Annotated in this window: 17 protein-coding genes; 4 read left to right on the top strand and 13 right to left on the bottom strand. The window is 71.0% G+C overall.

The annotated features are described in order from the left end of the window. The first annotated feature begins 48 nt into the window (after positions 1-48). Positions 49-801 (top strand): ferredoxin--NADP reductase, encoded by a 753-nt coding sequence (locus tag TGR7_RS00270; RefSeq protein WP_012636648.1) that lies wholly within the window; start codon positions 49-51, stop codon positions 799-801. A gap of 144 nt (positions 802-945) precedes the next feature. Here the strand turns inward: TGR7_RS00270 and TGR7_RS00265 are convergent, their stop codons facing one another. The 10 genes from TGR7_RS00265 to dapF form a co-directional block, all read right to left on the bottom strand. Continuing rightward, positions 946-1365, bottom strand: a complete 420-nt coding sequence (locus tag TGR7_RS00265) for a DUF3617 domain-containing protein (protein ID WP_012636647.1) — start codon at positions 1363-1365, stop codon at positions 946-948. Positions 1366-1436: 71 nt separating this feature from the next. After that, positions 1437-2930 carry a BatD family protein gene (locus TGR7_RS00260; protein ID WP_012636646.1) on the bottom strand — a complete coding sequence of 498 codons (1494 nt, stop codon included), beginning with the start codon at positions 2928-2930 and terminating at the stop codon, positions 1437-1439. Next, positions 2927-4696 carry a vWA domain-containing protein gene (locus TGR7_RS17860; RefSeq protein ID WP_012636645.1) on the bottom strand — a complete coding sequence of 590 codons (1770 nt, stop codon included), beginning with the start codon at positions 4694-4696 and terminating at the stop codon, positions 2927-2929. The genes TGR7_RS00260 and TGR7_RS17860 overlap by 4 nt, the downstream gene beginning before the upstream one ends. A gap of 240 nt (positions 4697-4936) precedes the next feature. Then, positions 4937-5914: a VWA domain-containing protein gene (locus tag TGR7_RS00250; RefSeq protein WP_012636644.1), complete on the bottom strand. Its 978-nt coding sequence runs from the start codon at positions 5912-5914 to the stop codon at positions 4937-4939. Continuing rightward, complete coding sequence (locus TGR7_RS00245; RefSeq protein WP_012636643.1) at positions 5911-6324, bottom strand: hypothetical protein; 414 nt, start codon at positions 6322-6324, stop codon at positions 5911-5913. The genes TGR7_RS00250 and TGR7_RS00245 overlap by 4 nt, the downstream gene beginning before the upstream one ends. Beyond that, positions 6321-7316 carry a DUF58 domain-containing protein gene (locus TGR7_RS16675; protein ID WP_012636642.1) on the bottom strand — a complete coding sequence of 332 codons (996 nt, stop codon included), beginning with the start codon at positions 7314-7316 and terminating at the stop codon, positions 6321-6323. Before TGR7_RS16675 ends, TGR7_RS00245 begins: the two co-directional genes overlap by 4 nt. Positions 7317-7319: 3 nt before the next feature. Further along, positions 7320-8276: an AAA family ATPase gene (locus TGR7_RS00235; protein ID WP_012636641.1), complete on the bottom strand. Its 957-nt coding sequence runs from the start codon at positions 8274-8276 to the stop codon at positions 7320-7322. Between the two features lie 70 nt (positions 8277-8346). Next, on the bottom strand, positions 8347-9243 hold the full coding sequence (gene xerC / locus TGR7_RS00230; protein WP_012636640.1) for a tyrosine recombinase XerC: 897 nt from the start codon (positions 9241-9243) through the stop codon (positions 8347-8349). A gap of 172 nt (positions 9244-9415) precedes the next feature. Next, positions 9416-10102, bottom strand: coding sequence for a DUF484 family protein (locus TGR7_RS00225; RefSeq protein WP_012636639.1), 687 nt, complete (start codon positions 10100-10102; stop codon positions 9416-9418). Beyond that, positions 10099-10935: a diaminopimelate epimerase gene (gene dapF / locus TGR7_RS00220; protein WP_012636638.1), complete on the bottom strand. Its 837-nt coding sequence runs from the start codon at positions 10933-10935 to the stop codon at positions 10099-10101. Before dapF ends, TGR7_RS00225 begins: the two co-directional genes overlap by 4 nt. 167 nt (positions 10936-11102) lie before the next feature. On the opposite strand from dapF, the gene TGR7_RS00215 reads away from it, so the two are divergent. Further along, positions 11103-11381 carry a type II toxin-antitoxin system RelE/ParE family toxin gene (locus tag TGR7_RS00215; RefSeq protein WP_012636637.1) on the top strand — a complete coding sequence of 93 codons (279 nt, stop codon included), beginning with the start codon at positions 11103-11105 and terminating at the stop codon, positions 11379-11381. 13 nt (positions 11382-11394) lie between these two features. Beyond that, positions 11395-11694 (top strand): HigA family addiction module antitoxin, encoded by a 300-nt coding sequence (locus TGR7_RS00210; RefSeq protein WP_012636636.1) that lies wholly within the window; start codon positions 11395-11397, stop codon positions 11692-11694. A gap of 16 nt (positions 11695-11710) precedes the next feature. On the opposite strand, the gene TGR7_RS00205 is transcribed toward TGR7_RS00210, so the two are convergent. From TGR7_RS00205 to lptM, 3 genes are all read right to left on the bottom strand, one after another. Further along, a complete protein-coding gene (locus TGR7_RS00205) occupies positions 11711-12382 on the bottom strand; it encodes a class I SAM-dependent methyltransferase (protein WP_012636635.1) in 672 nt (223 codons plus the stop codon). Positions 12383-12504: 122 nt separating this feature from the next. After that, positions 12505-13749 (bottom strand): diaminopimelate decarboxylase, encoded by a 1245-nt coding sequence (lysA, locus tag TGR7_RS00200; RefSeq protein ID WP_012636634.1) that lies wholly within the window; start codon positions 13747-13749, stop codon positions 12505-12507. 98 nt (positions 13750-13847) lie between these two features. Continuing rightward, positions 13848-14006, bottom strand: a complete 159-nt coding sequence (lptM, locus tag TGR7_RS16910) for an LPS translocon maturation chaperone LptM (protein WP_012636633.1) — start codon at positions 14004-14006, stop codon at positions 13848-13850. Positions 14007-14128: 122 nt separating this feature from the next. Between lptM and TGR7_RS00195 the strand changes: the two genes are divergently transcribed. Further along, a complete protein-coding gene (locus TGR7_RS00195; RefSeq protein WP_012636632.1) occupies positions 14129-16096 on the top strand; it encodes a sensor histidine kinase in 1968 nt (655 codons plus the stop codon). Positions 16097-16114 lie beyond the last annotated feature (18 nt).

The raw sequence follows: 16114 nt of genomic DNA, 5'->3' as shown, positions 1-16114 counted from the left end.
GCTCTGGTAGCGTGATGGACAGATCCACAACCAGGGAGGTTCAAGCCCGTGCCCTACCAGGAACAGCGCGTCACCTCGGTCCACCGCTGGTCGGAGAAGACCTTCACCTTCACCACCACCCGGCCCGAGGGCTTCCAGTTCAAGGACGGCGAGTTCGTCACCCTCGGTCTGCGCGACGAGGGCAAGCTGATCGCCCGGGCCTACTCCATCGCCTCCAGCAACGACACCGAGCACCTGGAGTTCCTGAGCATCCACGTGCCCGACGGCCCGCTCACCAGCCGCCTGGCCCGGGTGCGGGAAGGTGAGAGCGTGTGGGTGAACACCAAGCCCACCGGCTCCCTGACCGTGAACCACGTGCTGCCGGGACGGCATCTCTACCTGCTGGCCACGGGCACGGGACTCGCCCCTTTCATGTCCCTGGTGCGGGGCCGCGGCGTCTATGAGCGCTTCGAGCGGGTGATCCTGGTGCACAGCGTGCGCACCGTGGTGGAACTGGCCTACCGGGCAGAGCTGGAGTCTCGCAGCGGCGATAAGCTGGTGTACGTGCCCACCGTGACCCGGGAGCCCTTCGAGACCCCGGAGCGGGGCGCGGACCTGTTCCGTTCCGGCGCCCTGTTCGAGCGCCTGGGCCTGCCGCCCGCGGACATGGACCAGGACCGGGTCATGCTGTGCGGCAACCCGCACATGAACCGGGAGATGAAGGACTACCTGGAATCCATCGGCGGGGTGATGACCAACTACAAGGGCGTGGGCAGCTTCACCGTGGAGCAGGCCTTCGTGCTGCACCACGCCGGGGACTGAGGCGGTTGTCTTCCCGCACCCGGCTGATCACGCAAAGGGCGCAGAGACGCGGAGGCCGCAAAGGAATGACCTGACAAACCTTCGCGAGCTCTGCGTCTCTGCGCCCTTTGCGCTGCTTTCCTGAATCAAATCATGGCGCCCTGATCAGCAGTCCCCGATGCGCCGCCCCGTGATGTTCATGTGCATGCTCATGGGCCCCATGGGCGTGTCCATGTCGGCGCGCATGGTGCCGTCCACTTCGATGCCACGAAAACGCATGTCCGCGTTCATCTTCATGCGCACCCCCTGCTGGGTGCATTCCATGGCGTACTTCATGCCGTCCCGGCGCAGGTCCATGTGGGTGACCTGACAGTCCTCCGGCGCCTCCAGGAAGGCCTCGCCCTTCTTGATGTCCTCAATGGTGATGCATTCCCGGTTGCTGTGGGTCTGCTCGGGCATGGGCATGCCCTCGAAGCGGGTGACGTTGGTGTACTCCCACTGGCCGGGGGTGATGTTGGGTTCGGCGGCGAAGGCCGGCAGGGTCAGGCTGGCGGCCAGTAGAACGGCGATGGCGTACGGGCGCATGAGGTTTCCTTGGACTGTTCAGAATGAGGCGGGTTGCCTTTCGGGCACCTTGCCAGCCCGGCCCCGGTGGGTCAACGCGACGGGTTCACAAATCCGCCCGGCAGCACCAGGCGGTGGCCGCGCAGTGCCGCCAGCAGGTCCTTGCGCAGGGCCTCCCGATCCGCCCCGGCCTGGCCGTAACAGGCCACCTCCAGGGCGCGCACCGCCCGGGTCAGCGCGGGCCCTGCCCGCTGGGTGCGCAGCCACCGGCCCAGGGCGGCGGGTGAGCCGGGCACGGCCCGCAACGCGGCCGCCATGGCCGGGGCATCCGCCGCCTGGCGGATGCCCGCCCGAAGGGCCCGGCGCACCCGCAGCCGACACAGCCACGCCAGCAACCCCCAGAGCATCAGCAGACTCAGGGCAAGGCCCAGCAGGGCGAGCGCCGAACGCCACAGCAACACCCGAAGCGGATCCCGCACCGTCAGTGCCAGTGCAGGCAGCTCGGTCACCGCCAGTCGCCCTGTGCCGGTATCGAACCAGGGCAGGCGCAGGCCGGGCAGGGCGTGGTCGCCCCCGGCCCGGGGCGTGACCGGCACCTCCACCCGCAGCAGGCGCTCCCCCGGGGACAGGTCCGGGCCGTCCAGCTGCCGGATCACCGGCGCGTGCAGGCGCAGGCCCTCGGGGGCGGTCAGCTCACGGGCCAGCCAGCGCTCCAGGGCCCGGGGACTCAGGCCCCGCCCCCGCACATCCAGCACCCACAGCAACGGCTCCCCCCGCAGCGGCTCGGCCCCTTGCGGATCGCCCCCCTCCAGTCGCTGGCTGGCCCGGATCGGCGCCAGGGGCAGGTCCACGGGCAGGTAAGCGGGCAGTTCCCGGACCTGGGCGCGCAGCCCCGGGGCCAGGTAGCGCAGCTGCACCCCCTGGCGCTGGAAATCGTGCACGGCCAGCCAGTCCAGGGGCAGTGCCAGCTCGCCCGGATAGAGCGGCGTCAGCAGCCACTGGTAGCGCAGCCGGTAGCGGCCGTCGGCGAGCCGCTCCCGGCTGCGGCCCAGGGCCTCCACGTGCACCGCCCGGGACAGGATGCGCGGGGGCTCGCGCAGTTCGAACTGGTCGTGATCCGTGTCGATCTCCAGCCAGGCCAGCACCGGCTCGCGCAGGAAGGGCATGTCATGCTCCAGGCCCGCCCGCAAGGCCAGGCCCAGGCGCCGGGGCGCCTGTACCTGGACGGTGAGGGGCGGGCTGCGGGCATCCAGCAGCGCCAGGGCGGGCAGCGCCAGCTCGCCGCTGCGCCGGGCATAGAGCCGCAGTTGCAGCTCCTGCCGGGCCCAGACCCGGTCGGGTCCCCGGCTGCCGCGGCTGCGCTGCTCCCAGCGCCAGTCAAAATCCCGGTCCAGGGCGGACAGGTCCAGGGCGAACAGGTCCCCGGCGCTGTGCTCCGCCCGCAGGCGCAGGATCAGCGGCTCGCCCAACTCCAGGCGGGTGGTCTCCGGGAGCACCTGCAGGCGGGGCGTGTCGGCGCCCGCCGGCGCCCAGAGCAGCAGGGCCGCCAGACAGACCCACAGCCAGCGCCACCGCCACCGCCTCATGGCGCGCCCCCGCCACCGGGCGATTCGCGGTCGCGCAGGGCGCGCCAAAGGCGCAGATCCCGGTCCTCCAGCTGATCCTGCTTGAGCAGGGCTGCGTCGTATTCCCGGTCCACGGCCAGGCGCCGCCCGGGGCCGCCCGCCGGCCGCTCGGCCCGGCCCTCCAGCTCGCCCCGGGCCACCGCCTCACCCAGGGCCTCCCGGTCCCCCTCCTCGGTGGGCAGCCGGGGCGTCTCCTCGTCCTCGGGAAACCCCGGGGTCTCCTCCAGGTCCATGCGCCCCACGTCCTCGGTGGCCTGGCGGGCGCGGCGCCCCGCCAGGCCGGGGCCGCCCGCCTCCCGCTCTCGGCCTGCCGCCAGGGCCAGGTTGTGCTCGATGGCCTGGCGATGGGGCGAGGGGTAGGCCAGGGCCCCCCGGTAGGTCTCCACGGCGGCGGCGTAGTCCTCCTGGCGGAAGCGGGCATTGCCCAGGTTGAACAGGGCCTCGGCCCGCTCCCGGTCGCCGGGGGCCGTCAGCCAGGCCTGGATGAAGGCCTCGGCGGCGTGCTCGAAATCCCCCAGCCGGTAGGCGCTGGCCCCCTCCCCCAGGCGCCCGGGGTGGCCGGGCAGGCGTGCATAGGCGTTCAGGGCCCGGGCGAAGGCCCCGGCGTTCCAGGCGCTGTGTGCCTGCAGCGCCAGGGCAGGCTCGTCGGCCGACACCGGGGCGGGCTGCAGGGGCAGCAGCAGCGCCAGCACCAGGGCGGACGCGGGCGCGGGCGCGGGGCGCAGCCAGGAGAGCAGCAGCAGGACCAAGCCCGGCGCCAGCAGCCAGGGGTGGAGTTCCTGCCAGTGGGTCACGGAACGGCTGCTGGGCAGACGGACCACCGCGTCGGCGTAGAGCCGCTCCCAGGCCCGGCCCAGTGAAGATTGGCCCAGTGCGCCGGCCTGGGCATAGTGGCCGCCGCCGACCTCGGCCAGGCGGGTGAGCGCCTCGGCATCCAGGCGCGAGAGCAGGGTCTCGCCCCCCTCCCGCAGCAGGCCACCCGCGCCGTCGGGCACCGGCACCGGCTCCGTGCCCCCCACGCCCAGCACGTACAGGGTGTGGCCCGCGTCCCGCAGGGCCCGCGCCTGGGTTTGCATGGCGGCCAGCCGCGCCCCGGCAAAGGCCCGGGCGTCGCCATCGGTAATCAGCACCACCGCGCCGCTGCCTTCCAGGGCCTCGCCGGCCAGTCGCAGGCCTTCGGCCACGGCCCGGCTGGCGGACAGACCGGCGGGGTCCGCCAGGGCCTCGGGGCCCCGGGACAGGTAATGGCTCAGCAGGCGGCGGTCGTGGGTGGGCGGGGCGAGCATCAGGGCGCGCCCGGCGAAGGCCACCAGGCCCACCCGCTCCCCCCGCAGCCCTTCCAACATGCCATCCACCTCCAGCAGGGCCCGGGTCAGGCGCCGGGGGGCGAGGTCCTGCGCCTGCATGGTGGCCGAGACGTCCAGCACCAGCATCAGGGAGACATCCCCCCGGTGGCCCTCCCCGGCCACCTGTACCGGGGCCGGTACCCGGGGCCCGGCCAGAGCGGCGGCCAGCAGCAGCCAGGCCAGGGCATGGAGCCCGAAGCGCAGCCCCGTGTCCCGGCCGGCCTGGTACAGGGCCCAGGGCCGCAGGGCACGGTCGGCATAGCGGCGCAGGGGCCGCTCCCGCAGCCGCCCCAGGGCCGCCAGCAGCCAGGGCAGCCCGGCCAGCAGCAGCCACAGGGGCGCGCGCCACTCCAGCAGCGCCAGTTGTGTGCCCAGGTTCATGGACCGACGCTCATGGCCCGAACCCCCGGCCCGCCTGGGCTACCCCGTTCGCGGCGGGGTCGCCGCTCCTACGGGACCTGGGATGCCCCGCATCCCGCAGCCGACCTTCACACCCCACCGCAACAGGTTTAACCCCTGTAGGAGGCCCGACCCCGGGCCGAACGCCCGTTCGCGGCGGGGTCGCCGCGCCTACGGGATCGGGGATGCGCCTCACCCCGCAGCAGACCGTCATGGCGGCACTCACGGGCCGCGCCTCAGGGCCAGCAATCCGGCGACGGCCAGCAGGGCCAGGGCGCCGCCCAGGGGCAGGGGATACCAGGGCCGCCACAGGCGCTCGCCGCCCGGAGGGGCCGCCTCGGCGGCCTCCAGCCGGTCGATGGTGGCGATCACGGCCTCCAGGTCGGCACTGCGGGTGACGTGGAAATGGCGTCCGCCGGTGGTCTCGGCCATGTCCGCCAGGCTCGGCTCGCCCTCCACCGGGGCCAGGGCCTGGCCGCCGGTGATCTCCACGGTATAGAGCGCCACCCCCGCCGCCCGGGCCAGGGCCAGGGCCTCGCTGGGGCGCAGGAGGCCTGCGTTGCTCTCGCCGTCGGAGAACAGGATCAGCGCCGGGCGGCGCTCGGCCCCCGAGGCCTGCAGCTGGCGCAGGGCCAGGGCGATGCCGTCGCCGATGGCGGTGTCGTCCCCCAGCATGCCCGCCCGCAGGCGCGCCAGCTGGCTGGCCACCAGTTCCCGGTCCCCGGTCAGGGGCACCAGGGTGGCGGCCTCCTCGGCCATGGGGATCAGGGCAAAGCGGTCCCCCTCCCGGGCGCGCACGAAGCGGGTGACCACCCCCTGCAACACCTCGATGCGCGACACCGGGCGGCCCTCGGCCCGGTAGTCCCGCACCAGCATGCTGCCGGAGGTATCCACCACCAGGACCAGGTCCCGGCCCGCCACGGGCTCGGGGATGAACTCGCCGGGGCTGCGGGGCTGGGCCAGGGCCAGCAACAGCAGGGCAAGCGCCAGCACCCGCAGCCAGGGCACGGCGCCCGCCCCCCGTTGCCGGGCAGCGCTGCCCAGGCCCGCCGCGTCCGGGTGACGCAGCCAGGTCTGCCCCCCTTCCACGGGCCGCCCGCCTAGGCCCGGCCACAGGGGCAGCAGGGCCAGGGGCAGGAGCAGCAGCCACAGGGGCGCCGCCAGTTCCAGGCCGACGCCCAAGCCCAGTGAGGCATTCACGCGCGGGTCCTCAAGTGGACCCGCGATCGGACCCGTAATTGGGCCCGTAATCGAGCAAGAGCCTCCCCCAAGCGGGCGCTGTCCGGCACTGCGCGGCCGTAGCTCAGGGCGTCCAGGCGGGCGCGCAGCTCGGCCAGCTCCCCGCACGGGGCGGGGCCGAAGGCCCGGTGCAGCAGGGCCAGGGCCTGGCGGGCCAGGGTCCGGGGCGGCCGCTGGCCCCGGGCCAGGCACCGGGCCAGCCACCAGGCCCGCAGGGCCAGACGCCGGCGCCACAACAGGGCCAGCCCCAGGGCAAGAACGAGCATCAGCAGCAACAGGACTGCCAGCCACGCCGGCCCGGCGCCGCCCAGGCCCGCCGACGGCACCAGGGCCGGGGCCTCGGGGGGGAAGATGTCGATCAGCTCGCTCACGGGTGCCGCCGAGGCGCCCGTGGCACCCCCGGTCCGGCCAGTTGCCGGACCCAGATCCGCGCCGGGGTCTCGGCGCCCAGTTCCAGCAGCCCCACGCCGGCGCCGCTCAGCCAGCGCCGGCAGTCCCGGGCGCGGGCCTCGGCGTGGGCGTCGAAGGCGGCGCGCACCCCCGGCCGGGCAGTGTCCAGCCACAGGGGCCGGTCCGAACCGGGCAGCCGGAACGGCACCCGGCCCATGGGGGGCAGGCTGCGCTCGGCGGTGTCGGTGATGCGCACCACGGTCACGGTCCGTCCACCGGCGGCCAGACGCCCCAGGGCCGCCGCCTGCTCAAGGTCCAGCCAGCGCAGGTCGCTGAGCACCAGGATCCCGGCACCGGCCGGCAGCAACCGGGGCAGGCCAGCCAGCAGGGCGGCCAACTGGGCGGCACCTGTCGCCGTCGCCTCAGATTCCAGGGGCGGGCAGGGCGCGGCCAGCCCCCGGGCCAGTGCCAGGGCATGGCCCCGACCGCCGCGCACCGGCCACTGGCGGGGGTGATCCTCCCCCAGCACCGCCGCGCCCACGCTGCCGCCCTCGCCCACGGTGGCCAGGGCCTGGTGAATGGCGATGCGCGCCGCCTGGGCCGCCTTGAGCCGCACCCGGGTGCCGAAGCGCATGCTGGCCCCCAGGTCCACCAGCAGGTACAGGCAGGGGCGGGGCTCCAGGTGATGCAGGCGGATGTGGGGGGTGCCGGTGCGGGCGGTGGTGCGCCAGTCCATGGCGCGCACGTCATCACCGGCCTGGTAGCGGCGCAGCTCCTGGAAGTCCAGGCCGTGGCCGCGCAGGGGCGAGGGCCGTTCGCCGCCGGGCAACTCGCCGCCGGGGGGGCGGGGCGGGGCCTGTTCCGCGAGCCGCAACAGGGTCTGCAGTTCGTCCGCCGCCAGCAGGGGCCGGACGGCCGGATCGGCGCCTGCCCCGGGGCGGCGACGCCAGCGTGCTTGCAGCCAGGCGCGCATGGATCAGGGCACGGGGACCGCGCCGATGAGCCCGGCGAGCACCGTGTCCCGGTCCACCCCGTCCATGTGGGCCTGCATGCTGAGCATCACCCGGTGGCGCAGGCAGTCGGGGGCCACGGCCAGGATGTCGTCGGGGCTCACGTAGTCCCGGCCGCGCAGGTAGGCCTCGGCGCTGGCGGCCCGGGCGATGGCCAGGGAGGCCCGGGGCGAGGCGCCCAGGGCCAGCTGCCCGGCGCCGGCGCCGCTGCGGGTGGCGCCCACCAGGGCGACGATGTAGGCCTCCAGTGACGGGTCGATGTGCAGATCCGCCACCTCCGCCCGGGCCGCCAGCACGGTCTCCACGGTCACCGGGCCGTGGTCAGTGTCCGGACGTTCGCCCCGCAGCCTGGCCCGGTCCAGGCGCAGGATGGCCAGCTCCTCTTCGGCGGAAGGGTAGTCCAGCACCACGTGCAGCAGGAAACGGTCCAGCTGGGCCTCGGGCAGGGGGTAGGTGCCCGCCTGTTCCAGGGGGTTCTGGGTGGCCATGACCATGAACAGGGGCGGCAGGGGCCGGGTGACCCCGGCCACGGTGACCTGGTGCTCCTGCATGGCCTCCAGCAGGGCGGACTGCACCTTGGCCGGGGCGCGGTTGATCTCGTCCGCCAACAGGATCTCGTTAAACAGGGGGCCCTCCCGGAACACGAACTCATGGCGGTCAGCCAGGTAGACCTCGCTTCCGGTGAGGTCCCCGGGCAGCAGGTCGGGGGTGAACTGCAGGCGCTTGAAGCGGGCGTGCACACCGTCGGCCAGGGCCTTCACCGCCGTGGTCTTGGCCAGGCCCGGCAGGCCCTCCACCAGCACGTGGCCGCCGGTGAGCAGGCTGATCACCAGGCGATCCAGCAGCCGGTGTTGGCCCACCACCACGGTGTTGAGTTGTTCGCGCAGGGCGAGGATCTGCTGCTGGACGGTCATGGTGTTCATGGTTTCCTGGGGCTCAATGTGTCAGGACGCGGGCCCCGCCCGCGGCATTCCATGGATAGCTCGCCAAGGATCAGCTGGAGGGCTTGCGCCGGGCCCGGGGATGGGCGGCGTCGTAGACCTTGGCGAGGTGCTGGTAGTCGAGATGGGTGTAGACCTGGGTGGTGCTGATGTCGGCATGGCCCAGCAACTCCTGCACGGCGCGCAGGTCGCCGGAGGATTCCAGCAGGTGGCTGGCGAAGGAATGGCGCAGCAGGTGGGGATGCACGCGCCGGTCCAGGCCCTGCAACCCCGCATGGCGCGCCAGCCGGGTCTGCACCGCCCGGGCCCCCAGGCGCCGGCCCCGCTGGCCCACGAACAGGGCCTGTTCATCGGCGGCGGCGAGCCCCGCGCGCATGGGCAGCCAGGCCTTGAGCGCCGCGACGGCGTGGCGGCCGATGGGCAGGTCCCGGGCCTTGCGGCCCTTGCCGGTGACCCGCAGCTGGGCATCGCCGAGATCCACGTCCACCAGGTCCAGACCCACCAGCTCGGCGAGACGCAGGCCCGAGGAATAGAACAGCTCCAGGATCGCCCGGTCGCGCACCACCAGGGCCTCGTCCCCGGGCAGGTCCAGCAGCCGGGCGACCTGGTCCACGTCCAACACCCCGGGCAGCTTGCGCCCGGACTTGGGCGCGCGCACGTCCAGGGCCGGGTTGGCGTCCGCCACCCCTTCCCGGATCAGGTAATTGAAGAAGCCCCGGATGGCCGACAGCAGGCGCTGCAGGGTCTTGCTGCCGGCCCCCTGGCGGTGTTCCTTCGCCACTAGGGCGCGGATGTCATGGACCTTCACCGAGGACCAGTCATCGCCCACCGCTTCACACAGGCGGCGAAGGTCCCGGGCGTAGTTCTCGACGGTGTGGGGGGAGTAGCGACGCTCCTCGCGCAGGTGGCGGAGATAACGATCGATCCAGGGCGATTTGGCGACGCTCAAGGGGCTGCGGTCCGACAGAAAAGGGAAGGGGTCCGCAAATAAACGCGAAGAACGCAAATAGGGGACAAGAACGTCGAATACCTGTGCCCCGGCTTCGATTTGCGTTGATTCGCGTTTATTTGCGGACCCCCTCTATGAACGCAGGAAAGTCTGCCCGGCGCGCAGGCTGGCGTCAGGCCTTGAGCCTTGTCGCCACCGCGTGGGAGATGATCTCTCCCAGGTAGCCGATGAACAGGGTGCCCATGCCGGGATGGAAACGGGTGTCCTCGCGGCTGCCCAGGGCCAGGATGCCCAGACGGCGGTTGCCGTCCATGAGCGGCACGGCCACGGCGGACTGCACCGGGGTGTCGGCCTCGGGGAGCAGTGCGGTGAGCTGTTCATCGCTCAGGCGTCCGCACAGGGGGCGGCGGGTCTCGAACAGGGATTCCAGGGAATTGAGCGCGGGGTCGCCCTCGGCCACGAAATGCAGACCCTGGGCGGGATCACCCAGCAGCCGGACCACCACGTGGTCGGCGCGGAACTCGGTGCGCAGCTGCTCCTGGGTGGTGGCCAGCACCGCGTCCAGGCTGTCGGCGTCCATCAACCCCAGGGCCAGGTGATGCATGTGCTGGCTCAGGCGCTCGTTCTCCCGGGCCAGTTGCACCAGGTCCAGGAGCTTTCTTTCCAACTGGCGGTTTTTGTCCCGCAGCCAGCCGATCTGGCGCTCGATCAGGGAGACCGCGCCGCCGGAGGCGTGGGGCAACTTGAGCACGTCCAGCAGGGCCAGGTGGCGTTCGAAAAAATCCGGATGACTGCGCAGCCAAGCCTCCACGGCCTCTTCGCTGAGCGCTTCCTCGGCCAGGTTCGTATGGGTGCTCATATGTCGATGCTGCCTGTGAAGACCTGAGTGGCGGGGCCGGTCATCATCACCGGCGCCTCTTCTTGTCCGGCCCAGTTTATCACAAGCCGTCCACCGGGCAGGTCCACGGCCACGGTCTCGTCCAGCAGGCCCTGGATGCGCCCGGACACCACCGCGGCACAGGCCCCGGTGCCGCAGGCCAGCGTTTCGCCCACGCCCCGCTCGTAGACCCGCAGGCGGATCTCGCCCGGAGAGACCACCTGCATGAAGCCCACGTTCACGTGGCGGGGAAAGCGCGGGTGGGCCTCGATCAGCGGACCGAGCCGGGCCACCGGCGCGGTCTGCACGTTGTCCACCCGCAGCACCGCGTGGGGGTTGCCCATGGACACGGCACCGATCTCATAGGTCTCGCCCTCCACCTCCAGGGGGTAGGAGGTCATGGCGCTCTCCGCCTCGAAGGGGATCTGCCAGGGCTTGAGGCGGGGCGGGCCCATGTCCACGGTCACCTGCCCGTCCGGCTGCACCTGGAGATGGATGATGCCGGCTGCGGTCTCCACCGGGATGTGGTCCTTGGCGGTGAGCCCCCGCTCGCGCACGAACACCGCGAAGCAGCGGGCGCCGTTGCCGCACTGCTCCACCTCGTTGCCGTCGGCGTTGAAGATGCGATAGCGGAAGTCGGCTGCCGCCGGGTCCGAGGGGCGCTCCACCAGCAACACCTGGTCGCAGCCCACGCCGAAGCGCCGGTGTGCCAGCAGGCGCACCTGATCGGGGCTCAGATCCACCGGCTGATGGATGGCATCGATGACCACGAAATCGTTGCCGAGGCCGTGCATCTTGCTGAATTGTATGCGCATTCCGGTAGCGTAGACGCTCACCGGGGGGAAGGAAAGGCATTTTTGAAGTGGGAAGTGGGAACGGGGAAGTTGGAACGGGTGAAGGGGTGACCAGTCTCCCGGATCATCCATGAGCTGCACCGCCTGTTCCGCTTGACGTATTACGTGGCGCGTAATAACCTCAATCCATGATCAAGAGCTTCGCGGATAAGGATACCCGCGCCTTGTTCGAAGGCGGTGACCCACGCCGCTTTCGGGCATTTCGCGCTCAGGCCGAGCGGAAGCTGGCCCTGCTCGATGCCGCAACGACGCTGGAATTCCTGCGCAGTCCACCGGGCAACCGCCTCGAGGCCCTGACCGGCGACCGGAAAGGACAATGGAGTATCCGCATCAACCAGCAGTGGCGATTGTGCTTCTGCTGGCAAGATGGCAATGCCTATGACGTCGGGATCGTCGACTATCACTAGAGGACAGGACACCATGGCCACCCACCGCATGCGTCCCATTCATCCAGGGGAGATCCTGCGCGAGGAGTATCTGGCGCCACTTGGCATGAGCGTGAATGCCCTGGCCCGCGCGTTGCGGGTCCCGGCCACGCGCCTGCATGAAATCGTCAATGAACGTCGTGCAGTGAGCGCGGACACCGCCTTGCGTCTCGCCCGTTTCTTCGGCGGGGACGCCCAGTCCTGGCTGAATCTTCAGAGCACCTATGAGCTCCGCCTGGCCGAGGCCGAGCGCGGCGACATCATCAAGAAAGAGGTCGCGCCCCGCGCGGCGTGAGCCTCGGCAACCCGGCTCACCCGGCGCGCATCAACCCACTCACCACCAGGTGTCGATCACTCACAGCCCGCACATCCAGGCCGGCCAGGCTGGCCCTGTCCAGTTGCTCACGCACCTCGTCCACGCGAAACGCCGCCAGCAGGGAGTGGAAGAAATCCCGCTGTAGCACCGGCGGCTCGTCGGCCGCGTACTGCGCCACCATGGCCTCGGCGGATGCCCGTGAATCGGGGCGCATGAGATCCATGATGAACACGAAACCGCCGGGCTCGGTGTAATGGGCCACGGCATCCCAGAGCACGGCGGGTTCATGGAGATGGTGCAGCAGGCTGTTGGAGATCACGCCCCGGTAGCGCTCGCGGGGCGGGGCATCCGCCGGCAGGCAGGCCTGCACCAGGCGCACCCGACCCTCGAGCCCGCTCCCGGCGAGCAGGCGCTCGCCCTCGGCCAGCATGGCCGGGGCGCCGTCCACTCCGTCCACGTTCGCCTCGGGGAAGGCCCGGGCGAAGCGCATGCTGATGTCCCCGGGTCCGCAGCCCAGATCCAGCACCGGACCGCTGACCGCCAGACCGGGGAAGGCCTCCCGGAACAGCTCGACGAAGCGGCTGTGGGGCGCCTCGAAGTCCGCCTCCGCGTAGGCCCGGGCCTGGTCCGGGTCGAGCATCAGTTCGGGTTCGGGGGTTCGGTGCATGGAAAAAACCAAACGGCAAGGGAGTTGACAGGATTTACATGATTAACGGGATTAAAGGCCTTTAAACACAATCCTGTAAATCATGTGAATCCTGTCGATTTTCTTTTGAATCGAACAGCCCGCTACGGCAGCAGCGTCTCCCGCGCCATGAGCTCTTCCAGGCTCTCGCGGCGGTTGACCAGATGCACCTGCTCGCCGTCCACCATCACCTCGGCGGCGCGGGGGCGGGTGTTGTAGTTGGAGCTCATGGTGAAGCCGTAGGCGCCGGCGGAGCGCACCGCCAGCAGGTCGTCCTCGGCCAGCACCAGGGCGCGCTCCTTGCCCAGGAAGTCACCGGTCTCGCACACCGGTCCCACCACGTCGTAGGTGCGCGACTCGCCCAGGCGGGGCGCCACCGGCACGATCTCCTGCCAGGCGCCGTAGAGGGCCGGGCGGATCAGGTCGTTCATGGCGGCGTCCACCACGGCGAAGTCCTTGTGCTCGGTGTGCTTGAGGTATTCCACCCGGGTGAGCAGCACGCCGGCGTTGCCGGCAATCGCCCGGCCCGGCTCCAGCAGGATCTCGTAGCGGGTGTCGGCCAGGCCCTCGAACAGGGCGCGGGCATAGGCGTCCGGCAGGGGCGGTTCCTCGTCCCGGTAGCGGATGCCAAGCCCGCCGCCCAGGTCCAGGTGATCCAGGCCGATGCCGTCCGCCTCCAGGGTGCGGGCCAGCTCCAGCACGCGCTTGAGGGCATCCACGAAGGGGCTCAGGCCCGTGAGCTGGGAGCCGATGTGGCAGTCCACGCCCACTACCCGGATGTGGGCCATGTCGGCGGCCTGGCGGTACAGGGCCGGGGCGACGCGGATGTCCACGCCGAACTTGTTTTCCTTCAGTCCCGTGGAGATGTAGGGATGGGTCCTGGCATCCACGTCCGGGTTCACCCGGATGGACACCGGCGCCTCGACGCCCAGCTCGCCGGCCACGCCATTGAGGCGCGCCAGCTCCGCTTCGGACTCCACGTTGAAACAGCGGATGCCCACCTCGAGCGCCCGGCGCATCTCGTCGGCGCGCTTGCCCACCCCGGAGAACACCACCCGCGATGCCTCACCGCCGGCGCGCAGCACCCGCTCCAGCTCGCCCACGGAGACGATGTCGAACCCGGAACCCAGGCGCGCCAGCACGTTCAGCACCGCCAGGCTGGAGTTGGCCTTCACCGCGTAACAGATGAGATGCGGATGGTCGCCCAGGGCCGTGTCGAAGGCCCGCCAGTGCCGCTCCAGGGTGGCCCGCGAGTAGACGTAGCAGGGCGTGCCGTGGGCGGCGGCGATCTGGCTCAGGGGGACTTCCTCGGCGTGCAGCACACCGTCGCGATACTGGAAATGATCCATGCAGGGCTTGGCTCCGATGGGCCGGGGTTGGGGGTTTCCGCCACGCGACCCAACTCCGGGCCGCATGGCGGGAATGACTCGCGTCGTTGAGAAATAGACTACGGACGCGGCGTTTCGTTGCGCGTCTCCTCGGCCGGCGCCGCCTCGGCCTCGGGCAGGTAGAGGTCGCCCTTCTGACCGCAGCTGGCCAGCAGCGACAGGCTGCCCAGGGCCACCACCACGGCGATCATGAGGAGATTGGACCAGCAGATGCGCATCGGCTTGCGTCCTCGATAAGACGATGAATGGCTGGGCATTATAGCGTCAGTGTCGCGCCGTCCCACAGTGCGTCGCGGACATTTCTGCACGCCCATGACGGCGCGCGCCGGGGCATGCGAGAATGGCCCGAATTCCGGCCGCCCCGAACACGCCCTTGCGCCTTCGCACCAACATCTTCCTGTGGGTCTCCCTGGCCACCGTGCTGCCGCTCACGGTGCTGGTGCTGGTGGTCACCGCCTACAGCGAGCGCCAGTACAGCCAGGACCTGGACCGCCAGGTGGGTCAGAGCCTCAATACCCTGGTGGCGGAGATGGACCGGCGCCTGCGCTTCGAGCGGGAGGTGATCGGCGCGCTGGTGAACTCGGCGCCCATGCAGGGCTTCCAGTCGGTGCTGGAGCAGGCCCGGGACGGGCGCAAGCACCCCCAGTTCAACCTGCGCGCCGCGCAGCTCGGCATCTTCCTGGAAGAGTTCACCGCCCTGATCCCGGACATCGGCACCATCCGCGTGCTGGACACCCGGGGCAACACCCTGATCATGATCCGCGAGCGCCAGGTCATGCCCACCCACTACCCGGGCATGGACCCCTACCCCTACGCCGAGGAGGAGCTGGATGATCCAGCCTTCCTGCAGCGCCTGCGCGCCCTGCCCCGGGGCGAGGTGAGCTACCTGCTGCTGCCTGAGAGCCGCAGCGACTACATCTTCGGCGCCATCCCGCCCATGTACGACGCCGCCGTGCCCATCGAACGGGAGGGCGAGGGGGTGGTCGGCTACCTGCTGGCCAACTCTACCGGCCTGCAGATCGACCGCATGCTGGAACTGGCCCCGCGCCTCAACGAGGGACGCCTGAGCCTCGCGGAACTCAATCCCGATTATCCTTACCGGGACGGCCTGATCCTGTTCGACGAGGCCTCCGGCCTGCTGTTCACCAGCGCCAAGCATCCGGAGATGCGCGTGGCCAACACCTTCTGCGAAGGCCTGGCCCGGCAGGTGAACGTGCAACCCTTCGGCGCCGCCAACCTGCAGACCCGCCCATCGCGGGTGTTCTTCGCCGAGTACCACCCCTACCCGAACCAGCTGGTCAGCTGGGTGGTGATCTCCGAGATCCCCCATGACGCCATCGGCGCGCCCTTCAAGCGCATCCGCCAGGGCATCCTGCTGATGGCTGGCCTGGCCCTGCTGGTCAGTCTGCTACTGGCGCAGCTCAGTGCCCGGCGCATCGCCAAGCCCATTACCCGGCTCACCCACAACCTCAAGGCCTACGCCCTGGGTGAACCCCTGGAGCAGAACGAGCCCCACAACACCCAGGAGATCCGCGAGCTGCAGGACTCCTTCACCTACATGGCCGAGACCCTGGAGAAGGCCCGCACCGACCGCGACCAGGCCCAGCGCATGCTGCTGCAGTCCGCCAAACTCGCCTCCATCGGCGAGATGGCCGCCGGCATCGGCCACGAGCTCAACAACCCCCTGAACAACATCCTGTCCCTGGCCAAGCTGATCCGCCGGGAACTGCCCGATGACGACCCGCGCGCCCGGGAAGACCTGCGCGCGCTCACAGACGAGGCGGAGCGGGCCACGCGCATCGTCAACGGCATCCTCAACTTTGCCCGCCAGGTGCCGCCCCACTACGTGCCCATCGACGTGCGCCCGTGGCTGGAGGAGACCCTGATCCTGGTCAACCAGTCCGCCCGGGACCAGCAGGTCAGCGTGCGCCTGGAGGTGGAGGAGGGCCTGGTCATGGAAGGTGACGTGAACCAGCTCCGGCAGGTGCTCATCAACCTGCTGCTCAACGCCATCCAGGCGAGCCAGGCCGGCGACGAGGTGGTGATCATGGCCCGCCACGACCCGGACGGGGAGGTCAACGTGTGCGTCTGCGACCAGGGCTGCGGCATCAAGCCGGAGGTCCAGGACCGTATGTTCGACCCCTTCTTCACCACCAAGCCCGTGGGCAAGGGCAGTGGCCTGGGCCTGTCCATCAGCCTCGGCATCGTCGAGCAGCACGGCGGGAATCTGGACATCCGTCCCAACGAGCGTGGCGGCGTCACCGCCACGGTGCGCCTGCCGGCTGCCCGCCGTCAGGCCGCGCCATGACCGGTCTCGCAGTTCGGG

The sequence above is a fragment of the Thioalkalivibrio sulfidiphilus HL-EbGr7 genome (genome assembly GCF_000021985.1).
Lineage (GTDB): Bacteria > Pseudomonadota > Gammaproteobacteria > Ectothiorhodospirales > Ectothiorhodospiraceae > Thioalkalivibrio_A > Thioalkalivibrio_A sulfidiphilus.
Note: the sequence above shows the minus strand (reverse complement) of the source record. Positions and strands in the feature narration are given on the sequence as shown.